The sequence below is a fragment of the Nocardia sp. NPDC057668 genome (assembly GCF_042799795.1).
Taxonomy (GTDB): Bacteria; Actinomycetota; Actinomycetes; order Mycobacteriales; family Mycobacteriaceae; genus Nocardia.
Window position 1 is genome coordinate 715084 of record NZ_JBHVIC010000004.1, and the last position, 23114, is coordinate 738197.

Sequence of the window (23114 nt, forward strand, 5' to 3'; positions counted from 1 at the left end):
TTCCGGCCCGATTCCTGGGTTTGCGCAGTTCAGCGTTCTGCAGTGTGCGCGCCGGGTGCGGGTGCGCCTTCATCCGGCGCGGGTGAATTCGGCGGCCGGGTCAGAGCAGTCCGCTGCGACGGGCCACGACCATGACCTGCATGCGGGAATTGGTGCCGAGTTTGGCGTAGATCCCGCGCAGATGGGTTTTGACGGTGTTGATCGAGACACCGAGATCCTCGGCGATCTGCTGGGTCGTGCGCGCGGAGGGCAGCTGGCGCAGCACCTTGAGTTCGGTGTCGGTGAGGGTGGGGTGCCGGGAGAGCCTGTTCACCAGGGGATGCCGGCGGATCGTCGAGGCAAAGGCGTTGTGCTGGCCGAAGCTCTCGGCGAAGGCGTCCAGCAGCGTCAGCGCGCCGGGGACGTCCAGGAACGGTCGCACGATCTGTTCGGGTGCGCCGGTGCGCAGCGCGTTCGCCAGACTCTGCCGGGCCTGGACCTTGCCGCCGAGTTCGTCGTGCGCGCGGGCGTGCAGCAGCCAGGCGGTAACCGCGAGGACGGTATGCGTGGCCGGATCGGCCAGCAGCGGCTGGACCAGGTCCAGGACCACCCTGGATCTGTGTGCCGCCGATTCCAGCGCCGCCTGGGAGACCGCGATGTCGGGTGATTCGCCCAGGACGGCACGGGCTTGATCGACCAGCAATTGCGCCTCGTAGGTTTCGCGCACCGCCAGCAGCCGCCACACGATGAAGGGGATCAGGCCCCCGCTCATCATGGTCGGGTGGGTGTCGAGCAGCCGCGAGAACCCGTGCCGCAGCAGTTCGGCGTCGCGGCTGTGGTCATCGGTGTTGTCCGAGGCGGCGAGGGTCGCGACCAGATAGGTCGGCCAGCCGCCGGCGGGTCCGGTGGAGCCGTCGAGCAGCTGCTGCTCGGCGAGAGCCATAGTGGGACCATCGGATTCGCGGATCGCGCCCTGCAGGTAGCCGCCCAACGCGGCCAGCGCCGCCGCGTTCGCCGCCTCGGCGGTATGACCCAGGTCGTGTTCGCGCGCGAAGTGCACTGCGCTGTCGGCCCGTTGGCGCATGAGGGTCAGCGATCCGGCCAGTCCCGCGGCCATGGCCAGGCGGGTCGATGCCCGCAGGCGCAGGCGCGGGTGGGCGCGCACGTCCGCGACCGCTATCGCGGCGCGCAGGCGCTGTTCGGCTTCGGGGAGATCGCCGTGCGCGAACCGCGCGGTCGCCGACTCGACGGCGAGGTAGCAGTCCACGTCGGGTTGTCCTGTCGCGGCGCTGATTTCACCGCCGCCGAGGTCGGCGAGGGTGCCGGTCGCCAGGGCCAGTTCGATGTCGACCGCGTCGCGCAGCGCGGTGATGGTGTCCTGATCGACCAGTGAATCGGCTTGTGCTCCACGATGTTCCAGCGCTTCACGGTAGGCGCGGGCGGCGGCGATATCGGTGCGGGCCAGTGCGTCGACCACGTGCAGCAACCGCACGAACGGGTCGGCGAGCAATCGCGCGTCCAGCCCGGCCAGTCCGTCGAACAGCGACTCCCCCTGCCCGTCGAGAATCATGGCCAGCGCCTGCTCGCGCAGAAAGTCCAGCAGCGGTGCGCGGTGCGGCACCTTCAGCAGATGCGCCAGCGCGAGCGCGGGTTCACCGGCCGAGCGCAGGTACAGCGCGGTGCGCAGATGCAGTTCCTCCGCGACCCCGGGTCCCAACCGGTTGAGTTCGGCTTGGAAGTAGGCGCGCAGCAGCGGGTGATACGCGAACCAGGTCGTGCCGCCGCGCGTGACGCTGGTGATCGGATAGTTCTGGCGGGTGAGCTCGTGCATCCACTGTGCCGCTCCCCCGCCGACCAGGTCATCGGCGAGTGGCCCGGTGAATTCGGCCGGGACGCTGGTGTAGGTGAGGAACAGCCGCAGGCCGGGTGAGAGGGTGCTGATGAGCTCGCCCGCGAGCAGGTCCGAGATCGAGGTCGGCGGGACCGCGAGCGCGGCCAGGGCGGTGGCGGGCTCTTCCTCGCGCGCGGCGAGGAAGATCGCGGCGATCCGGACCAGCGCGGCCCAGCCGCGGGTCAGGTCGGTGAGCAGGCCGATGCCCGAGTCGTCGAGTTCGCAGCCGTGCTGGCGGCAGATCTGCTCGGTCTCCGCGGCCGAGAAGGCCAGGTCCGCGCCGGTCCAGCGGCGTAGTTGGGAGCTCAGGTCGAGCAGGTGCCAGCGGATCGGGGGCTCGAATCGGGCGGCCACGATCGTGCGCACGCAGGCCGGCGCGTGCAGCAGGAAGTGTTCCAGGCCCGCCAGTGTCACCGGGTCGGTGGCCAGGTGGGCGTCGTCGATGATCAGCAGTGCCGGTTGCGCGCGGGCGGCCAGCGCGTCGGCCAGGTCCGCGGCTTCGCTCATCGGCGTGGTCAGCGGGCCGCGCGCGGGGCCGGGCAGGTCCCACATCGTGCGCAGGCGCTGCCACAGATTCGGGGTGACGTGCGGTGCGCCGGACAGGGTCAGCCACGCGACGCCACCGGGGAATTTCCGGGCGGATTGGCGGGCCGTCCACTGCGACAGCAGCACGGTCTTCCCCGTCCCGACCGGAGAGCAAATCAGCAGCACGTTCGCGTCGGAGTCGAGCGCGTCCCGATTCAGGGCCTTCAGATGCGCGGTCCGCGCGAGCGGGGTGAAGGCGAAGGACGGAATGCCGTCGCGACCGCCGGTGGCTGTTCCACGATGCGCCGACGAGCCCGTAGTACCAGGGTTCGTCATCAATTCTCCCGCGGGCATGGTCTGGGCGACACGTGTTCCACCCGGGCGACGCTATCGGAATGACCTGCCCATTTCGGACATTAAGGCAGAGTGTGTCCGAAGCTTCACCCGGAACAGGTGAAGGGCACTTTTGCGTGATTGGCTAATGTCTGGCTTCTTGTCTGCACGACCTCGACTCGCACGGTGTTCGCGGCGTCGGTAATCGGGCACAGCATCGCGCGGTCGACGAGCGGGAGGTGGACGACGGTGTCGAACCCCGACGACGCACAGCTTCCCGGCGTCCGAGCGCCCTGGTCGATTCCCCGGGGCCTGATCGTGCTGCTGGCGGCGGCCAGCGCGGTGATCGCGGTGGCCGGCATCAAGGTGTTCGCCTCGATCGTCGGACCGGTGTTCCTGGCCCTGATGCTCGCCATCACCGTGCAGCCGATCCAGAACTGGGCGCGCAAGCGCGGGCTGCCCGCGTGGCTCGGCATGGTGCTGGCCCTGCTGGCGTCGTACGCGATCGTGCTCGGATTGCTGGCGGTGCTGGTGGTGTCCGCGGCCCAGCTGGCGACCCAATTACCGGACTACTCGGGACGTTTCGACGACCTGCTCGACGGCGTCCGCTCACTGCTGTCCGGGTGGGGCGTGGGCAAGGACCAGATTCAGGACCTGCTCAGCGGACTCGACTTCGGGCAGTTGATCGCCCTGCTCGAATCGGCGCTGCGCTCGATGGCCGGGGTGCTCTCGAACCTGGTGTTCGTGCTGGCGCTGCTGTTGTTCATGTCGTTCGACGGCATGTCGTTCCGCAGCCGGGTCACCGCCGTCGAGCGGGTCCGCCCCGATATCGCGTACGCCCTGCGCACGTTCGCCTCGGGCACTCGCCAATATCTGCTGGTGTCAACGGTTTTCGGGCTCATCGTCGCGGTACTGGACGGCGCGGCGCTGTGGTGGATGGGTGTGCCGCTGCCGCTACTGTGGGCGGTGCTGTCGTTCATCACGAACTTCATCCCGAACATCGGCTTCGTGGTCGGGGTGATCCCGCCCGCGCTGATGGCGCTGCTCGAGGGCGGCCCGCGGCTGATGCTGTGGGTGATCGTGGTGTACTGCGTGATCAATTTCGTGATCCAGTCGGTGATTCAGCCCAAGTTCGTCGGGGACGCGGTCGGGTTGAGCGTCACGGTCACCTTCCTGTCGCTGATCTTCTGGACGTGGGTGCTGGGGGCGCTCGGGGCGCTGCTGGCCATACCGCTGACCCTGCTCGTGCGCGCGCTGCTGCTCGACATCGACCCCACCACCCGCTGGGTGAGCGCGCTGATCGGCAGTTCACCGCCGGAACTCGAGGCACAGGTCCCGATCACCGTGCGGTCAGAGCAGATCGATCACCCCGCGCACGGTGAACAACGCACCGAACCCGAACAGCACCCCCAGTGACAACGCCCGACTGTGGGCCAGCATCCACGTTTCGGCGCGATCGAGGGCGGTGCGGGCGCGTTCACCGAGGATGACGAACACACCCATCGGGATGAGGAAGTCCAGCGAGGCGGCCACCAGCAGGGCCAGGGTCGCGACGAGCGCCGCCCCGGCGCCGGATCCCGAGCTCGAGATCGAGCTCATGGCCGCCATCATGATGAACAGGTTCGGATTGATCACCGCGAGCGCGATGCCGATGACGAAAGCCTTGCGCGGCCCGGCGGATTCGAGTTCCGCGAGCAGGCGGGGACGGGAACCCACCGGCGGTGGCTTGCGCGTGGCGGTCCAGCAGCCGACCGCCAGGAACAGCAGACCGACCACCAGCCCGGCGCCGTGCGACACCTCCTCGGGCGTCGCGCCGGGATCGGACGCGCCGCCCAGCAGCGCCGAGATCGCGATCATGGCGTAGACCAGGACGAAGGCCGCGCCGAACGCGGCGGCGTTGGGAATCGGCCTGCGCGAGTGCAGGAGCAGGATGCAGCCGATCACCGCGCCCGGGGTGATCAGCAGCCCGACCAGTTCGGGCAGCAGTTGCAGCAGCAGCTCACCCACGCGGATCTCTCTTTCGCGGTTCGGATTCGGTGACCGGGGCGGGCAGGTCGGCGGTCGCGGCGCTGATCGTCGGATAGACGGGGACGCCGTCCGTGCTGGCGCGGGCCGAGGTCAGCTCGTCGCTGAACTGCCCGATCGAACGCGCGATACGGAAGTCGATGCGGCGGTGAGCGAGACTGTCCCGCAGCGCGTTCAGCATCGCGGCGGCGGTGACGTCGACCGACGGCGAGGTTTCCGCGTCCAGCACCACCAGGCGGGTGCGGTCGGTGCACAGGTGCTCGATGCGCTCGCGCACGTAGTCGGCGTTGGCGAAGAACAGGCCCGATTCCACCCGCACGACCAGCACGTCAGCGCGCAGCGGCAGGTCCGGGTGGCGTTCGACATCGAGCCACAGCGTGCCCTGCTGGGCCAGCTGCGCCACGTGGGGCTGGGAGGCGCGATAGACCAGCAGCAGCATGGAGATGCCGATCCCGATCAGCAGGCCGGGCAGCGTGTCGAACAGCAGCACGCCCGCCATGGCGCCGATGGCGCCGAGGAAGTCCGCGCGCGCGGCGCGGCCGTAGATGCTGCCCAAGCGTTCGGTCCACACCCGGTACAGCCCGCGCAGCGCCGAGATGTCGACCAGCTCGATCACCGCCGCGATCACGACACCGGCCAGGGTCGCCTCGGGCAGCTTCTCGAACAGACCGGTGAGAAAGAGCAGGGTGACCACGGTGAGCACGGCGACGGTCAGGCCGCTGAGCTGGGTCTTGGCGCCCGCGGAGCCGTTGACGGCGGTCTTGGACAGGCTGCCGTTGACAACCATGCCCGAGGCGAGTCCGGCGCCGAGATTGGCCGCGCCGAGCCCGAAGAGCTCCCTGTTCGCGTCCACGGTGTAACCCGCTTTGGCCGCATACGTTTTCGCCGCGCCGAGACCTTCGGCGAAACCGATCAGCACCACGCCGACCGCGGGGCCGAGCAGATCGAGGTAGTCGTGCAGCTCGAGGCCGCCGGGCAAACCCACACTCGGCAGACCCGAGTCGATGTGCCCCACGATCGCGACGCCGTGCTCGTCCAGGTGCAGCACCCGGACCGCGAGAATGCCCAGCAGCACCGCCAGCAGTGACCCCGGCACCAGCGGCAGCCAGCGCCGCAGGCCCAGCACCACCGCCAAGGAGAGCAGTCCGACAAGAGCTGCGCGCCAATTGGTTTCGCCCAGGTGGGTCAGGACTCCCCACGCCTGCCGGAAGAAATTGCCTTCGTGTTTGTGGATGCCCAGCAGTTTCGGGACCTGCCCGATGATGATGGTGAGCGCCAGGCCGACGATGAATCCCTTGAGGACCGGTTCGGAGATGAACGATGCCACGAAGCCCAGGCGAATGAGCCCGGCCAGCAATCCGACCAGCCCGGTCGCGATGGCCAGCGCGGTGGTCAGGGCGATGTAGCGGTCGGTGTCCCCGGCCGCGAGCGGGGTGATGATCGCCGCGGACAGGGCCGCGGTCGCCGACATCGGCCCGACGATCAGATGCCGGGAGCTGCCCGCGAGCGCGTACAGCACCAGGGCCGGCAGGGCCGCGTACAGGCCGATCACCGGCGGTACCCCGGCGATCGAGGCGTAGGCCAGCGCCTCGGGGACCATGACCGCCCACACGGTCAGGCCCGCGATGAGATCGGGTCGCAGCCAACGGGTCTGGTAACCCTGCAGGGATTGGAATACGGGCCAGCCGGTCACAAGTCCCATCCCTTCCGCCGGGGCGTCACAGTCCGCCGATTCCCTTGCCGATCACCACGGCGCCCATCACCAGCAGCACGATCGCCATCACCGCGTGGTTGTTCGCTTGCAACCAGCGGCGGGTGGAATCCAGGGTCGGGCGCAGCCGATCCGCGGCGACCCGGTAGCCGAGCACGACCGCGAGCACGCTCGCCGCGGCCAGCACCGTGAACACCGCGACCGTGAACACCCGCTCCCCCACGCTCAGGTCCGCCGAGCCGATCGTCACCCCCGCCGAGACGCACAGCAGCAGGTTCTTGGGGTTGACCGCGGACAGCAGCACGCCGAGCCCCGCGGCCTTGACGACGGTGAATTCGTCGATTGCGGTCATCCAGCCCGGGGGTTCCCGGTCGGTGCGCCTGCGCCACTGGGCGGCGGCCAGAGCCACCAGGGCCACACCCAACGCGATCTTGATCCACGATTCGGCGGTGGAGGGCTCGCGGTCCTGCGATCCGCCCAGCACCCCCGAGAGGGCCACGATCACCGTGGTCACCACCGCGATGCCCGCCACCCAGCCCAGTGCGAAACCGGTGCCGGTGCCGGAGGCGTTGCGCGAGAGAATCATCAGGATCGCCGCGACGATCGGGATCGGTGAGATCGCGACACCCACGGCGAGGGGAAGAAGATCGCCCAGGACACTGCCCATGGGCTCACCGTAGGAGCGCCGCGAGCGGGACTGCTCGCACGATTCGGGTGAAATCGGCGACGCCCGGCCCCGCTCGCGCGGGCGGATGCTGGGCCCGGGCGAATGCCGATGTCTCCGATTCGCCCGGGTGCTGCCCGATGATGGTGATCCGGGTCGCGATGTGCTTCATCCGATTCGGGTGAGGTGGGCGAACCCCGTGGGACGACACGATCGGCGGTATGACCGCACGCGCCGTGGTGGACCGGTTGCGCCGCACGCCGGCCGGGCGAACCGCGTGGCGGGTGGTGTCCGGGCTCATCGAAATCCAATGGGTGGACCGGTCTTTGGCGCTGGCCGCGCAGATCTTCATCTCGGTCCTGCCGGTGATCATCGCGGCGTCGGTGTTCAGCGGCTGGCATACCGCCGCGGACACCCTGAGCGATCAGTTCGGCTTCGACGCCGGACGACTGGGCGTCACCGAGGCGGAAACCAGTGATCCGTCGTTCGCCGCGTTCGGCGTGCTGGGCCTGGTGATGGTGCTGCTCAGCGGCACCTCGTTCGCCCGGGCACTGGGCCGCGTCTACGGCGCGGTCTGGTCGGTGCCGTCCATGGGGCCGCGCGACGCGTGGCGGTGGCTCGCCGCGCTGGTGGCGGTCGCGCTGTCGGTGAGCCTGGTCGCGCAGACCCGCGGGCTGTCCCGGCTCGACTACGCGGGCCGTCCCCTGGCCCTGCTCGGGGAAGTCGCGGTCTGGACGCTGGTGTGGGCGTTCGCGCCCTATCTGCTGACCAAGGGCGCGCTGTCGGGGCGATTGCTTTGGGCCACAGGGCTTTTGACCGCCGTCGGCTTGACCGCGGTGCATGTGGCGGGCCGAATCCTGCTGCCGCGGATAACGGCCAACGCGCAGCAGCATTTCGGCCCGCTCGGGCTGGCATTCACTTCGGTCAGTTGGCTTTTCGTCATGTCGATGGTGATCGTGGGCGCGGCCGCGATCATCGAGGCGGTCGCCGACGACGACAATCCCGTCGGCCGCTATCTGCGGGGATCGGGCGGGGCGCCCGGCACCGGGTCGTGAGCGGTACCGGGTTCGGCGGTGACGGCCTCGGCGGGGGGCGTCCGGCCCACCAGTTCCACCACGAGCAACGCCACGACCGCGATGAGCACCGTCACGATCACCACCAGCCCGCTCGGGTACGACCACAGTGCGAGCGTCAGCACCGCGGCGGCGATGATCGCCACCCGTAGCGGGGTGCGGAAACGGGCGGCGAACGCTTCGATCGACCGGGGATCGCGGTCGGCGCGCCGCGATCGCGCGGCGGCCAGGGCGCGCCCGTAGCCGCCGCGGATCGCGACGGCGGTGCGGGAGGACCCGGTGAGGAATCCGGCGGCGGCGATGACCACGCCGAGCACGAGCACCGCGCGCAGGGTGGTGCGCAGGGGTTCGAGGACCGCGTCGATCAGTGTCGCGGCCGCCGGTCCGGACAGGACGTTTGCGGGTACGGCGTCCAGATAGGCCGATCGCCCGATTCCGAGCGCGACGGCGAGCAGTGCCATGGCCGCGACCAGCGCCGCTCCCACCCACGTGAACACCCGGCGGCGCGCGCCTCTGGGCGCGGCCCAGATCGCGCAGGCGGCCGCGAGCACGGTCGCCCACGGCAGGATGCCCGCGGCGCGATCGAGCATCGACACGTAGCGCTGGGCGGTGACCAGCTCCTCGGATTGGAACAGCACGTACGACCCGTTGATCTCGGGCACCCGGTCGGCGAAGGCAAAGCCCTTGTCCACCAGGGCTACTCGCACCCGGTCGACGATCGGGCCGAGCTCGATCCGCACGAAGCCGTCCTCGTCCATGTCGATGGCAGCGGGACCCTCGCCGCGCATGACGGTGACGAACTTCTGATGCGCCTGCCGATTCGCCTGGATCCAGAGCGTGTCGAACGCGTCCGAGGCCAGGACCGATTCGGCCGTCTCGTGGACGAAGTGCTCGGCCTGTTCCTCGACCACGGGCGCCAAGCCGATCACGGCCGCCGGGACCCGGGGCGCGCTGTCGGTGATCGCGGTCAGCGCCTGCGCGGTGACCGCCTGGACGTCGATCCGGTCCATGATCGCGGCGGTGACCCGGTCGGCGAGCCCGTCCTGGATCACCGGGTCCGAGCTCAGCGGTGTCACGGTCTGCACGTATCGATCCGTGTCCAGCAGCTCCCCGCGCACGAAGCGGGCCAGGACGGCCGAGATACCCAGCACGACAACGAAAATCAGCAGGATGACCGTGGCCGTCCAGCGAATCCAGGACCGCCCCGAGCGCGGACCGTCGACCGAGCCGCGGCGAGCGGCCGCTTCCCGGCGCAGGCGCGTGAGCTCGGCGCGTTCGGTCTCGTCCAACGGGCCCGCGGGCCGCTCGTCGTCCATGACATCAGCCCCGTTCGTTCGGCGTTCGGGTCGGCGCGCGCGGACGTGCCGAGGTCGCGGTTACAGCTAGTGCGCGTCGGGGGTGACGATCGCGAAGTTCTTGTCACCGGGGTCGAGCACGGCGACCAACCGCCGCAGCACGGAGTCGTCTCCGGTGAGATTTCCGCCGGCGGTGGCGATTCCTTCCGCGGACAGACCACCGAGTACCAGTCTCGGGAGGTCCTTGGTGGAAGTGGTCACGGTAGCTTCCGCGGGGTCGGGCTGCGGATGCTTGCTGTACGTGAGAACACCGTTCGCCAGGCGGATGCGATAGGCCTGATCGGTGTCGGTGAGCACGATGTCGATCGACAAGGTCTCGTCCCAAGCCCTGGGGCCGTCGACCTGAATCGCGATGGCGTCGAACAACATTTCTGGCGAGAGGTGGTTCAGGATATCGGGTGCGTTGGTCTGGGTCGGGGTGCCGAACTGGCCGTCCCGCAGCTCGGTCGCTCCGGAAAGGTAGAAGTTGCGCCAGGTTCCGTTCTCCGAACCGTAGCCGAGCTGTTCGTAGGTGTCGGCCAGCAGTTCCCGTGCCGCGGCGTGGCCGGGTTCGGCGAAGATCACATGGTTCAGCACCTGGGCGACCCAGCGGAAGTCGCCTTCCTCGAACGACTTTCGCGCCTTGTCGACCACCTCGTCCGCGCCGCCCATGAACCGCAGGTAGCGGATGGATTGTTCGACGGGGGTGTGCTCCCACAGGCTGGCCGGGTTGCCGTCGAACCAGCCCAGGTAGCGCTGGTAGACGGCTTTGACGTTGTGGCTGAGCGAGCCGTAGTATCCGCGCGCGCTCCAGGCGTTCTCGAGCGAGGGCGGCAGCTCGATGGCCTCGGCGATTTCGGGCCCGGTGAGTCCCTTGTTCATCAACCGCAGCGTCTGATCGTGGACGTACGCGTACAGATCGCGCTGGGTGGTCAGGAACTGCTGGACCCGCTCGTTGTCCCAGACCGGCCAATGATGGGACGCGAAAACAACTTCCGCGTCACCGCCGAACAGGTCGATGGTCTCGGTGATGTAGCCGGCCCATCCGTGCGGGTCGCGCACCACCGCACCGCGCAGGGTCAGCAGATTGTGGAAGGTGTGGGTGGCGTCCTCGGCCGCGCACAGGGCGTTGAAGTCGGGCAGGTAGACCAGCATTTCCGAGGGCGCTTCGGTGTCCGGCGCCATTTGGAAGATCATGCGCACCCCGTCGACGGTTTCCTCGTGGCCGGTGGTGGTGATGAAGTCCGTGGGCGCGATGAGGGTGACCGTGCCGGTCGAGGTCGTCTGCCCCAGGCCCGCGCCGACCTGGCCCTGCGGACCGCGGGCGAGCGCCGCGCCGTAGGAGTACCCCGCGCGCCGGCCCATCGCCGTGCCCGCGTACACGTTCTCCGATACCGCGTGCTCGGTGAATCCCTCGGGCGCGAAGATCCGCACCGCCCCGTCGTCGACCTCCTGCTGGGACACGAAGCCCTTCACGCCGCCGAAGTGATCGACGTGGGAGTGGGTGTAGATGATCGCTTTGACCGGGCGATCGCCGCGATGCTGCCGGTACAGCTCGAGCGCCGCGGCCCCGGTCTCGGCGGAGAGCAGGGTGTCGATCACAACGACGCCCTCGTCGCCCTCGATGAACGAGGTGTTGGACAGGTCGAGTCCGCGCACCTGATAGACGCCGGGTACCACCTCGAACAGGCCGTCGATCGACACGAGCCTGGATTGCCGCCACAGGCTCGGATTCACCGTGTCCGGCGCGTCGCCTTCGACGAATGCGTAGGTGTCGTTGTCCCACAGCACTGTTCCGTCATCGGCGGTGACCGCGTTGGGTTCGCGCCGTCCGATCAGTCCCCGGGTGGCGTCCTCGAAGTCCTGGGTGTCGGAGAACGGTAACCGGTCCAGCAGCTCCTTGTTCCGGCGGACGATGGACTCGGTTGCAGGTTTCGGAGTCGCAGCCATCGGGCGAGTGTGTCGCCCGCAGCGCGGCGGCGGTTCACCCGAACCGGGTGAACGGCGGTAATCGGGCGCACGGCCCGCAGACCGTGCGGATCCCGCGTCGGCCTCAGACCTCGATGTCGGAGTCGATGGCGCGCAACCGGTGCCGGGCCAGCGCCAGGTTGGCGCGCTCGCGATCGAGCGCGAGATACAGGAAGAGCCCGGCCTTCGGACGGCTCGAGAGCGGGCGGATCACGTGGTACTGGCCGGCCAGGGTGATCAGGATGTCCTCGATCTCCTCGTGCAGTCCGAGGTGTTCGATGGTGCGCATCTTCGCCCGCATCACCTCGGTGTTGCCGGCCGCGGCGATCTGGAGGTCGAAGCTCTTCGTGCCGCCGGCGGTGCCGAGCGCCATGCCGCTGGTGTAGTCGACCAGCGCCGCGCCGATCGCGCCGTCGATCGACATCATGTCCTTCAATGCGACGTCAATGCTGCTCATCCGTGTTGTCCTCTTCCTTCTGGGTGTGGGAATCATCGGTCGCCGGTGGCTCTGCCGAGTACCTCGGCGATGCGCTGGGCGATCGGTCGGGATTCGAGGTGGGTGCGGCCGACCGTGGCGCTTCCGGTTCCCAGGACGCCCAGGATGGCCTTGGGCCCGGCCGCGTAGACCGCGACGTGCCCGGCGGGCCCGCACACGACGAGCTCCTCGAGATCCGTTCCGAGGGCGGTGTCGACCAGGCGCTGCGACAGCGCCAGCTGCGTCGAGATCAGCGCGGCCATGCCGGTCGGCTCGATCCGGGCGGGCAGATCATGGGTGACGAGCAAGCCGTCGCTCGAGGCCACCACCGAGCCGATCAGGTCGGGCAGCTGCCGCCGCAGGGCGGCCAGCAGCAGGTCCACTTCAGTCGGGTCGGGCGTGGCGGGCATGCGGATTCGCTTCTGTCGGTGAGGTGGTGGTTCCGGATGGTCCCGAACTCGCGGGCATCGTCTCGGCGACGAGTTGGCGTATTCGATGGCGGGACAGTCCGAGGTTGCCGATGCGTTCGTCGAACACGGCGTGCAGGAACAGGCGGGCGGCGTAGTCACCGTCGATCGGGTGGATCAGGTGGTAGGCGCCGGGACGGCAGACGATGATCTCGGTGGGGTCGTCGGGGGCCGGACCCGACAGCGCGGGACACGAACTGATCGATCGCAGAATGTCGGTGGTCAGCGCCGCGTCAGCGTGCCCGTCCACCGTCGGGTGCGCACCGGCCGCGGCGATCAGCAGACCGCTGGCCCCGTCCGCCAAACTCACGCTCACCGCACCCGGGATTTCCATCACCCGCTGCAGCAAGCCGTCGATTCCTTGCACCTACCACCCTGTTCACGATCTTGATAGCCGCAGCGTACACAGCACGGCTACCCACCGCATATCGGCGCGGGACCGAACTCGTTGCGGCGCTGGGCGTTCGAATTCCTGCGGCACGACCGGAGACGCCACCCACGTCGAGCGAATCGCCGGGTCGATCGCCGCCGCAAGCGATCACCGACGGTGCAGCAGCCCGCCGAATCGAGGCTTGCGCAGCTCGCTGGTGTCCACGATGACCTCGAGTGGATGCGGCAGGGACAGTTTCGCGCCGAACTCGACCTCGTCGACGCACCGGTACGCCCCCTCGTGCAGCTCCGAATGAATCGTCAGTTGACCTTTGGCGATGTCGACCAGCAAATACAGCGGCACACCCGCTCCGCCGTAGAAGTGCCGCTTGTACGCGCAGTCGGAGTCGAATCCGATATCGATCGCCAGCCACGCGCCCTGTCCGGCGAAGGCGTCACCGCAATAGGGACTACTGGTTCTGGGCGAGTTCATGGGAGAGGCCAGCAGCCCGGCTGTCGCGAACAGACCCGAAACATCATCCAGAACAACGCCATTGGGTTGCACCACGAGCTTGCCCAGGGAGTCGCAGTCGCGCAGCAACTGGGCGAAGCACCGCGCGTTGCGCAGGACCGTCGCCCCGGCTCGTCGCCCGATCGACGGGCGGATCACGATCCACCCCTGATAGATGCCCTCGACCGAGCCCCTCCCGCCCAGCTCGCCGCCCATGACCCGGGCCAGCTCGCGCACGGCGTCATCGATGACTCGGTCCGGGCGGCAGATCCGAAGTCTGTTGTCCAGCAGTTCGGACTGGTACCCGGTGGGCAAACGGATGTCACGGCGCAACATCGACAACTCGTCGCGTGCCGCGAACACCGTCGCACACAGGAACCGGTGCGTTCGGCCCCGGTGCCTGACGATCGCACCCGGGGCTTTCGCTCGCCCGTATTTGAACAACTGGCGAACCGCGCGATGGCCGACGTTGTCCAGTAGCACCTGCACGATCGTCATGCGGCGCACCTCATCCCGGGAGTCCGTGTCTGCGACGATGTCCCGGATCTGCTTGATGCTCGCCTGACGTGCCCGCGGTCTCGACAGCTCGGGCAACGATCGCCGCTTCATGTACCGCTCGGCCCAGTCCCCCAGATCCTCGACGCTCAGGCACGCCACCTGAACGATCTCCTCACGCAGCCAGATCGTTTCCTCGGCGGTGCAGATGTCCTCCACATCCCGTTCGGCCTGCTGCTGCAATTTGCGCACCGGGCCCATCAGCCGGCGTCCGCCGAGAAAACCCCGCCAACTCGCGGGAGTCTGCGTCCGCAATACGGCCGGGGCCGCGATTCCACACAGCACCGTCGGGAGCAGAGTCGGCGCGAGCCCCGCCATCTCACCCAATTCGCCGTGGCGAAACTGTTGCACCACAGCGTTCAATGCCAGGAGCGCGGTGCTTGCGATCGCGTCGAAAAGAATCACGTACGAGAAAGGCAGCCACGCTTTCCAGCGCAGCGCCTTCTCATTTCCGACAGCTCGCAACATGAGCGAAGAAAGCACCGCGATCAGAGCGGCAAGCACCCACAGCGGGAAGTTCAAGTGCAGGTTCCGCCTAGTCGCCACTCATCGCGAATGCGTCGCTGCGCCGATATCTGATGCCGTCCAGCCGCTCGAAAGGCGTATCGATCGCGCCGATTTCGCGCAGTGACTGCAATGCGGCGGTTACTCGGCTCGGAACCAATTTCGAGCGACTACAGACCTGGCACAGGTCGTAGCTGATGCCCGACCGCATCGCCGCCAGGACCTGCCGCTCATCCGACGTTCCGAGATTGACCCGGTTACCGGCTTCGCTCGGCGTGATCGGATCCCGCAGGCTCGCCTCGACGTAGTCGTACACCGCTTTCCGTGCGGCATCCTTGTTTCCCAGGAAGGCTTCACAAATGCCGTACAGCAGTATGGCGACGGAGTGCTTGCTCGAATGCTTCGCTCGGCCCGCCTCCAGGTAGGCGATTTTCGCGCCGCCGTAATTGCCCGCCGCGTACAGCTGATTGCCCAGGGCCAGCGCCGCCGCGGCGGGGTCTCGCTCGTCCCGCTCACGCAGACAACCGGGGACCGTAGCCACGTTCTCGGCCCGCGAGGCCGCGGCCAGACCCAGCATCACCTGTTCACGAATGCTGTCGTCGACCATCAGATCCCGCAGGATCCGAACCACCCGCGCTACGTCGGGACGGTACGGCGGTGCGTCCTTCGCGATGGTGATCAGCCCCATCGCCGATTCCAGGTAGTCCATCGACTGTTCGGCGGGAACCGCCTGCAGTGTGGCGATCCTGTCCACGCCGATCGCGGACAACAGCGTGCTCAATTCCGGATCCGAGGCACGGCAGGTGATGACCATGCGGGTGTCGACGCCGGCGTTCCATCGTGCGATCTCGCCGAGTAGGAGACCCCGCCGGTCGGTCCGTACCTCGTCGTACCCGTCCAGGAACAGGATGAGGATGCCGTCGTCGAGCCAGCGCCTGGTCACCGTGGTCGGGATCGCGTACAGGTAGGACGCTTGCTCGATGATCCACTCCGGCAGCGCGAGTCCCGCGCTCCAGTCTCGTAGCGGAAGCACGAGCGGCACCTTGTGTGCCTGCTTCTGCAAGTAGTCGTTGGCGATGAATGCCGCCAGCTTCAAGGACAGCACGCTCTTGCTGGACCCCGGGTTTCCGAGCAGCACCGTGCGCCGCACGTCGTCGCGGTACAGCAGCGGAACGAGGCATTCATCGCCGACGGTTTCGGAGTGCTCGATCGAACCCGCGGGATCGATGCGCCCGTCGACCACGGTGCTATGCGACGCTATCGTGACCTGCGGTGCGATATCGGGCGCATCGACGCAGTACGACTTCGCCAGTGCGCCATAGTGGTTGCGCAGGCGTTTGACCGACTTGTTCGCGTCGGCCACGCGGTGCGAGTCCGGCTGCCGCGAGAACCGGTCGAGCTTGGCCAAGGCCACAGCAGCGGGAACCACGCCCAGTGCCAGCGAAAGCGGTGCGGAAAGCCCGGCGTCCGCGGTAACCGCCAGGGTCGCAACGGCAGCGGAAGCGGCGGCCACCGAGCTGGCCCGGGCCAGCCATACCCGGAATTCGGGATTCTGCGCGGTGAGGTCCAGGAGACGCGTCCGCTGCTGATCCATGGTCGCCCCGATCGAGATGACATGTCGTGAGGTCATTGCGTACGTCCCGGCACGACGGAACCCGACTGTGGCACGCCTGATTCCCCACGGCCGCTGCTATCGCAGCAATAGAGTAGAGCGCGCTCGCGGGTTCCGCGGGCAGGCATGCGACACAATGAGATAACGGTCGCGTTGCCCATCCCTAAGGCGACCGACCGGGATATTCCGGTAGGCCGGACATTTCTCCGAATACACCCCGGCCGCGCCTTCGCGTACGAGTGACGAAATGCGATCCCGCTCAACGGCAACGATCCCCTCTACTTTCCCGAGGCAGCCGGAACCATCATCGCGACCTCGAGCGCTGCGGAATTCATTGAAGCATCGCGGAGTCACGAATTCGCCCGGGGGTCGCCACCGTGCACAGAATGTCCCCTGATTGGCACGAAATGCCACGTGTGACGGGAAAGGACAATGCTCGCAATTGAACTCGGTCGCCATGACCATCGCGTGTGATGGGCACGGCGACCGAGCGGGCAGACCTTTCCGAGCGACTACACCGGGGTCAAGCGCTGCTCGCCGCCGCGGGCTGCTGCCGCCAGCTTACCCATGTAGCGGCTCAGGACCGTGCGGTCGATCGGCGGGCATTCGATGGTCGTACCGGCAAGGGCCGCACGGGTGTTGGTGTCGGACCAGCGGGCGTGGGCGGCCAGGCCCGCGTAGGTGGGCGACAGGAGGGCGGCGCGGGCCAGTACGTCGCGGTCGGAGTCGGTCGCCGTGCTCGCTCGGCGTTCGAGTTCCCGGCGGACCACGTCCAGGGGCTCGACCCGCACCTCGACGCCGTGTGATCGCAGGCTGTCCAGGACCGCGGGGATCGAGGTGGGCTGGTGGTTCACCAGGTGGTAGACGGTTTCCCGGTGTGGGCCCGACCCGATCGCGACGATCGCGCGTGCCACGTAGTCGACCGGGACCAGGGAGATCGTCGCCTCGCCCACGTCCGGGGCCAGGCCCAGGGTCGCGGCGGCGCCGACCATGTTCCAGAATCCGTCCTGGGGATTGCCGACCGCGTTCACCGTGTGGGCGCTGACGGTTCCGGGCCGCAGAATCGTCACCGGCAGGCCGCGCTCGCCGGCCTGGCGAATCAGTTCCTCGCCAACCCATTTCGAGATCAGGTAGCCGTTGTCCTGGAGTTGGCCGGCGGCGAGGCGGTCGGATTCGGTGACCAGGTCGGGCCGGGTCCCGGACGGTATCGCGGCCCCGAGGGTGGATACGAAGTGCACGGCTTTGGCGCGGACGGTGGTGGCCAGGCGGAGCACCGTTCTGGTGCCCTCGACATTGGCCGCGCGCAGGCGCTCGTAGGGATCGACGTGGTTGACGCGAGCGCCGTTGTGGTAGATCGCGTCGATACGCTCGGTCAGAAGCTCGAACTCACCTGCCGCCAAACCGAAGTCGGGTAGCGAGAGGTCGCCGCACAGGACACGGACCCGATCCTCGATGCCGTCGGCGCCCAGCCTGAACTGTCCGAGCGCCGCCATGATCCTGGCGCGGGCCTCGGCGTCGGAGTCCGCTCGAATCAGACACCACACCCGGGCGTCGGTGCTGCGCAGGAGCTCATCGAGCAGGTGCACGCCCAGGAATCCGGTGGCGCCGGTCAGCAGGATCTCCGACGCCGCGCCCGGGGCCGCCGGCGCGCACCCGGCCGGTGAGATCTCCTGTGCGAGAACGGCGTCGGCCGCGTGCGAGGACACCACGGCAGGCGCGGGCGGGTTGGCGATGTGCGCCGCGAGCCCGGCGACCGTGGGCGCGCTCAGGATCGCCCGCATCGGTACGTCCCGTTCCAGGCGGGCCGAGAGGCGGCGATGCACGTCGAAGACGCCGAGCGAGGACCCGCCCAGATCGAAGAAGCTGTCGGTGACACCGACCCGGCCCACGCCGAGCACCTCGGCGAAGACCTCCGCGATGGCGATCTCCACCGGGGATTCGGGTGGCGCGGAGCCGATCTCGTCCGTGTCCTCGATGGCGGGCAGCGGCAGTGCCGCGCGATCCACCTTGCCGCTGGAGTTCGTCGGGAAGGCCGCGAGCACGGTGATCACCGCGGGCAGCATGTAGCCCGGCAATACGTCGGAAAGCTTGCGCCGCAGCGACTTCGAATCCACGTCCTGACCCGGTGCGGGAACCACGTAGCCGAGCAGCCGGACGTCGCCGCCCGCGCGCTGGGCGGTTACCGCGGCCTGGGCGATCGCGGGATTGCCGAGCAGCGCCGATTCGATCTCGCCCAGTTCGATGCGGTGCCCGCGCACCTTGACCTGCAGATCGGTGCGACCGAGGAAGTCGAGTTCCCCGTCTGACCGCAGCCGGGCCAGGTCGCCGCTGCGGTAGGCGCGGGCGCCGGGCGGGCCGAAGGGATCGGCGACGAATCGGCCCGCGGTCAGCCCCGGCGAGCCCTTGTAGCCGCGGGCGAGCTGGACACCGGACAGGAACAGCTCGCCGGTGACGCCGCGCGGGACCGGGCGCAGACGCGCGTCCAGCACCCGGCACTGCGAGTTCCAGGCGGGGAGCCCGATGGGCAGGCGGGGCTCGTCCAGGTCGCTCGCGCGCACGTGCCGCTCGGTGATGCTGACCGCGGCTTCGGTCGGGCCGTAGAGATTGTGCACCTCGGCGGAGCAGATCTCGGCGAAGGTGCGCACGGTTTCCGGCGGCAGCGCCTCGCCGATGACGAACAGCGCGCGCAGGGTTCGCAGCGCCTCGGGCTCGGGGTGCTGGGCGATGAGCGCGGCCATGGCGGGCACGACGTCGGTCAGGGTGACCCCGTGCGCGGCGACGGCCCGGCAGATCGCGTCGGGGTCGCGGTGTTCGCCGGGCAGCGCCAGGATCAGCCGGGATCCGGCCCACAGCGGCACGAAGTAGCCCCACAGCGATACGTCGAAGGTGGCCGCGGTCTTGTGCAGGTACACATCTCGAGCACCGACCTCGTAGCGCCGGCACATCCACTCCACCTGATTGGCGATGGCCTCGTGGGTGATCACCACGCCCTTCGGCCGCCCGGTCGAGCCGGAGGTGTACATGACGTAGGCGGCGTGATCGGGCCGCAGTTCGCCTGTCCGTTCGGCGCCGGACACCGGTTCGCCCGAGTAGGCGCTCAGGTCGAGGGTGTCGATCAAGTGCACCTCACCCATCGCGAAACGATCTGCGGTGGTGGACAATACGCAGTGCGGCTGCGCCGAGGCCAGCACGTAGCCGATTCGGTCGGCGGGGTGGTCGGGATCGATCGGCACCCAGGCCGCACCGGCGTCGACGGTCGCGTGCATGGCGACGACCTGATCGATCGAGCGATGCATGGCGATCGCGACGATCGACTCCGGTCCCACCGCCCGCTCCTGGATCAACCAGCGCGCGAGCCGGGCGATCCGTTCGGCGAGCAGCCGGTAGGTGATCGATTCGCCGCCGCAGACCACCGCGATCTCGTCCGGGCGCAGTTCCGCGTGCCTGGCCACTACTCCGGCGAGGGTACGAACCGGGATCTCTTGCGCGGCACCGTGACTCGATAGCTCCGGATCGTCGTCGCGGACGAGCGCGAGATCGCCCACCCGGCGCCGCGGGTCCGCCAGGATCGATTCCAGTACCCGGATGTAGCCGTCGAGGAAGCGCTCGATGGTGGCCCGGTCGAAAAGGTCCGTGCTGTAGCCGAACCGAATGCCGATGAGGCCGGGCGCACCGTCCTCGCCGTGGGTGTCGATCACCCCGATGTGCAGATCGGATTTCACGGTCTCGGCCGCGACGTCGAGCATCGAGGTGGTGATGCCGGGCATGGACAGCGCGGCCTGGGTGAAGTTCTGGAACGCGAATCCAACCTGGTAGAGCGGATGTCGGCCCGGTGATCGGACCGGGTCGACGGCGTCCACGACGAGTTCGAACGGTACTTCCGAATGCGCGAAATTGGACAGGTCGCGGGTGCGGGTTCTGGCGAGCAGGTCGGTGAAGCTCTCGGCGAGATCCACACTGGTCCGCGAGACCGTCGTATTGACGAACATGCCGGCGACCCCGTCGAGCGCGGGCTCGGATCGCACGGTCATCGGCACGCCGATCGAGATGTCCGAGGTGCCGGACAGCCGGGCCAGCAGGACCGCGAGCGCGGTGCGCATGACCATGAACAGACTCGCCTGCTGGGCGTGCGCCAGGTCGAGCAGCGCGGTGTGCGTGTGCGCGGGCAGCGTGCGGTCCAGGGTCGCCCCGCGCAGCGAAGCCACGTTCGGGCGACGCCGGTCGGCGGGCAGGTCGAGCTGGTCCGGGAGCCCGGCCAGTTCGGTCTGCCAGTACCGAAGCTGTTGCGACAGCAGCGAATCCGGGTCTTCGCGTGAGCCCAGCAACTCCCGCTGCCATAACGCGTAGTCGGCGTACTGCACCGCCAGGGCCGGCCAGGTCGGCGCGACTCCGCCCAGTCGAGCACCGTAGGCGTCGGCCAGGTCGCGGGCCAGCGGGGCCATGGACGAGCCGTCGGCGCAGATGTGGTGCAGCGCGCACACCAGCAGGTGCCCGGATGGCGTGCGCAGCAGCCGAACTCGCAGCGGCACCTCGCTCGTCACATCGAAGCCCTGCCAGAGCAGTTCACGTACGCGCGCGTCCACGCCGGCGTCGGGGACCTCCTGGACCCCGAAACGGTCGAGGATGGCCTCCGGGTTTTCGATGAGCTGGTGCGGCCCGTGTTCGTCGGCGGGGTACCGGGTGCGCAGCGCTTCGTGCCGGGTGACGACATCGAGCAGGGCGCGGGTCAGCGCCGGAACATCGACGCCCTCCAACCGCAGCGCGAAGCCGATGTTGTCCACCGCGGCCGCGGTGTCGAACTGATTGCGCAGCCAGAAGCGAAGTTGGTTCGCGGACAGCGGTATCCGTTCGGGCCGCACCCCGGCCAGCAGCGGTGGCCGGGCGGTTTCGAAGTGCCTGGTGCGGATCGCGGCGGTCAGCAGGGCCGGGGTCCGGTACTCGAACAGCAGCTGCGGCGGGATCCGCAGCTGCCAGATCTCGCTCAGGCGGGCGGCGGCCTGGGTGGCCAGCAACGAGTTTCCGCCGGCGGCGAAGAAGTCGCTGTCGCCGTCCAGATCCCGGGTGCCCAGCACGCGGACGAAGACCTCCCGCACGAGGTCGTCACCGATCCCGCTCGCGCCCGCGACCGGCGCGGTCCGGGCGGTGTGCGCGGCGAGCGCGGCCCGGTCGACCTTGCCCGAGGGGGTGAGCGGGAACTCCTCGAGTACGCGAATCGAGTTGGGCTGCATGAAGGATGGCAGTTCCGCGGCGAGCCAGGCCCGCAGTTCCGCGGTGAACGTGTGCGCCGGCGCGTGCTCGGTCCGAACGAACGCGACGAGTTCGGTGCTGCCGGTGGAGGTGGTCCGATCCACCGTCACCGCGTCCACGACGCCCGGCATCCGGCCGAGCGTCGCGTCGATCTCGCCCAGTTCGATGCGGTGCCCGCGAATCTTGACCTGGTGGTCGCCGCGGCCGCGGTATTCGAGTTCGCCATCGCGGTTGTGCCGCACCAGATCTCCGGTGCGGTACATCCGGGCGCCGGGCGGGCCCAGGACGTCGGCGACGAAACGCGTGGCGGTCGGTTCCGGGTGTCCGGGATAGCCGCGGGCCACCGCCGGTCCGCTCACGTACAGCTCGCCGACCGCGCCGGGGGCCACCGGGCGCAGCCACGTGTCCAGGATTCGATAGCCGACCCCGTCGACAGGGCGGCCGATGGGCACCGGGTCCGCCTCCCGCAGCGGGCCGGTCAGGGTGGCCGCGATCGTGGATTCGGTGGGCCCGTAGATGTTGTGGAACCGGCGGCGCGGAGAACTCCAGCGCCGCACCAGCGCCGGTGCGCAGGGCTCGCCGCCGACCGCGATCGTGGTCAGGGTCTCGAGCTCGCGGGCGTCCAGGCTCGCCAGGACCGAGGGTGTCAGGAACGCGTGGCTGATGCGGTGCCGGTGCAGGAAGTCCGCCAACTCGCCGCCGCCGAGGATGGTCGGCGGCGCGATCACCAGGGTGGCGCAGGCGCCGACCGCGAGCAGCAGTTCCAGAATCGAGGCGTCGAAGCTCGGGGAGGCGAAAAGCAGTACGCGCGCGTCCCGGTGGGTCGCGAAGGAGGTGTGCAGGTCCGCGGTCAGCGCGGGCACACCGGCGTGGGTCACCCCGACGCCCTTGGGACGGCCGGTCGATCCCGAGGTGTAGATGAGGTAGGCCAGGTTCGCCGGGCGCAGCGCCGAACGCCGGTCGACGTAGGAGATCGCCCGGGGCGACTCCGCGGTCAGCTCGGCCGCGACCCGCGGGTCATCGAGTACCAGCCACCGAATGTGGCCGGGCAACTCCTCGAGGTACCGGGCGAACGTGACGCCGAAGGCACACCCGCTGTCGGCGAGCAGGTACTCCACGCGAGCTCGGGGATAGGCCGGGTCCACGGGCACGAACGCGGCCCCGGACTTCGCGATCGCCCAGGTCGCCAACACCGAGTCCACCGAGCGGGGCAGCACGATCGCGACGCGATCCTCGGGCCCCGCGCCCAGCGCGCACAGCCTGCGCCCGAGCCGATTGGATTCCTCGTCCAGCTCGCGATAAGTCAGCGTCCGTTCCACCCCGACCAGCGCACACCCGTCGGGATGCTGTGCGACGGCCGCGCCGAGCAGGGAGACCACGCCGCGCCCCCGCATCTCCCCGTCTCGCCGCCTCCGCTCCGCACGAGGTGTCGTCGGCAAGCGGTTGTCGCGCATGGGGATCCCGTCGTGAGAGTGCTATCGATGTTTCCAGCGCGCAGGTCGTGTGGATTCCCACCCGAGAGAAGCCCGGCGGATTCGCACGACACTCGCGCCCGAATCCACGGGTTCCCCGCCCCCGACGGCGTGGCCCAGCATCGACACCTCTGACTGTGTCGGGACATCATGTTATCGATCGTTGTCCGCCGCAACCCTTTGGGTGGCACAGATCCGTTCGAGGCAAAACAGCACCGCCCCACCGCAATCGACACCACGCCGCAAACTGCTGTAATAGCTGAACGGTCTGGATGTTCGGCCCGCGTCACTCGGCCGGCTCGCTCGCCGCCGGACCAGTGATCACCCGTCCCAGACGATGTGACCGGTTCGAGTCGCGGGAGGTGAGGTACCGCTCAGACACCGTGGGTCGTGATCTGC

General features: G+C 68.8%; 14 protein-coding genes. 2 read left to right on the top strand and 12 right to left on the bottom strand.

Going from position 1 to position 23114, the window contains the following annotated elements; translation table 11 throughout:
- Positions 1-100: 100 nt before the first annotated feature.
- Positions 101-2731, bottom strand: a complete 2631-nt coding sequence (locus tag ACFVBH_RS27290; protein ID WP_379005780.1) for a LuxR C-terminal-related transcriptional regulator — start codon at positions 2729-2731, stop codon at positions 101-103.
- Positions 2732-2977: 246 nt separating this feature from the next.
- Here ACFVBH_RS27290 and ACFVBH_RS27295 point away from each other — a divergent pair, with 246 nt between their 5' ends.
- The gene (locus ACFVBH_RS27295) at positions 2978-4144 is read left to right on the top strand and encodes an AI-2E family transporter (protein ID WP_379005782.1); all 1167 of its coding nucleotides are present in this window, start codon (positions 2978-2980) and stop codon (positions 4142-4144) included.
- Here ACFVBH_RS27295 and ACFVBH_RS27300 read toward each other — a convergent pair.
- Genes ACFVBH_RS27300 through ACFVBH_RS27310 form a run of 3 tightly spaced genes read right to left on the bottom strand, consistent with a single transcriptional unit; the run spans position 4079 to position 7131 of the window.
- Positions 4079-4735: a GAP family protein gene (locus ACFVBH_RS27300; protein WP_379005784.1), complete on the bottom strand. Its 657-nt coding sequence runs from the start codon at positions 4733-4735 to the stop codon at positions 4079-4081. The two genes, ACFVBH_RS27295 and ACFVBH_RS27300, sit on opposite strands and share 66 nt — an antisense overlap.
- Positions 4728-6446 carry a SulP family inorganic anion transporter gene (locus ACFVBH_RS27305; RefSeq protein ID WP_379005787.1) on the bottom strand — a complete coding sequence of 573 codons (1719 nt, stop codon included), beginning with the start codon at positions 6444-6446 and terminating at the stop codon, positions 4728-4730. Before ACFVBH_RS27305 ends, ACFVBH_RS27300 begins: the two co-directional genes overlap by 8 nt.
- Positions 6447-6471: 25 nt before the next feature.
- Positions 6472-7131: a GAP family protein gene (locus ACFVBH_RS27310; protein ID WP_379005789.1), complete on the bottom strand. Its 660-nt coding sequence runs from the start codon at positions 7129-7131 to the stop codon at positions 6472-6474.
- 218 nt (positions 7132-7349) lie between these two features.
- Between ACFVBH_RS27310 and ACFVBH_RS27315 the strand changes: the two genes are divergently transcribed.
- Positions 7350-8183 carry a hypothetical protein gene (locus tag ACFVBH_RS27315; RefSeq protein WP_379005791.1) on the top strand — a complete coding sequence of 278 codons (834 nt, stop codon included), beginning with the start codon at positions 7350-7352 and terminating at the stop codon, positions 8181-8183.
- Here the strand turns inward: ACFVBH_RS27315 and ACFVBH_RS27320 are convergent.
- From ACFVBH_RS27320 to ACFVBH_RS27355, 8 genes are all read right to left on the bottom strand, one after another.
- Entirely contained in the window at positions 8141-9517 is a 1377-nt protein-coding gene (locus ACFVBH_RS27320; protein WP_379005793.1) for a hypothetical protein, read from the bottom strand. The two genes, ACFVBH_RS27315 and ACFVBH_RS27320, sit on opposite strands and share 43 nt — an antisense overlap.
- Positions 9518-9583: 66 nt before the next feature.
- Positions 9584-11485 (bottom strand): alkyl sulfatase dimerization domain-containing protein, encoded by a 1902-nt coding sequence (locus ACFVBH_RS27325; protein ID WP_354984869.1) that lies wholly within the window; start codon positions 11483-11485, stop codon positions 9584-9586.
- Positions 11486-11588: 103 nt separating this feature from the next.
- Positions 11589-11960 carry a hypothetical protein gene (locus ACFVBH_RS27330; protein WP_354984870.1) on the bottom strand — a complete coding sequence of 124 codons (372 nt, stop codon included), beginning with the start codon at positions 11958-11960 and terminating at the stop codon, positions 11589-11591.
- A gap of 32 nt (positions 11961-11992) precedes the next feature.
- Positions 11993-12388, bottom strand: a complete 396-nt coding sequence (locus tag ACFVBH_RS27335; protein ID WP_379005796.1) for a roadblock/LC7 domain-containing protein — start codon at positions 12386-12388, stop codon at positions 11993-11995.
- Positions 12363-12794: a hypothetical protein gene (locus ACFVBH_RS27340; RefSeq protein WP_354984872.1), complete on the bottom strand. Its 432-nt coding sequence runs from the start codon at positions 12792-12794 to the stop codon at positions 12363-12365. The genes ACFVBH_RS27335 and ACFVBH_RS27340 overlap by 26 nt, the downstream gene beginning before the upstream one ends.
- A 189-nt stretch (positions 12795-12983) precedes the next feature.
- The gene (locus tag ACFVBH_RS27345) at positions 12984-14402 is read right to left on the bottom strand and encodes a hypothetical protein (RefSeq protein WP_379005798.1); all 1419 of its coding nucleotides are present in this window, start codon (positions 14400-14402) and stop codon (positions 12984-12986) included.
- A gap of 13 nt (positions 14403-14415) precedes the next feature.
- Complete coding sequence (locus ACFVBH_RS27350; protein ID WP_379005800.1) at positions 14416-16014, bottom strand: NACHT domain-containing protein; 1599 nt, start codon at positions 16012-16014, stop codon at positions 14416-14418.
- 494 nt (positions 16015-16508) lie between these two features.
- Positions 16509-22637 carry an amino acid adenylation domain-containing protein gene (locus tag ACFVBH_RS27355; protein WP_379005802.1) on the bottom strand — a complete coding sequence of 2043 codons (6129 nt, stop codon included), beginning with the start codon at positions 22635-22637 and terminating at the stop codon, positions 16509-16511.
- Positions 22638-23114: the final 477 nt, after the last annotated feature.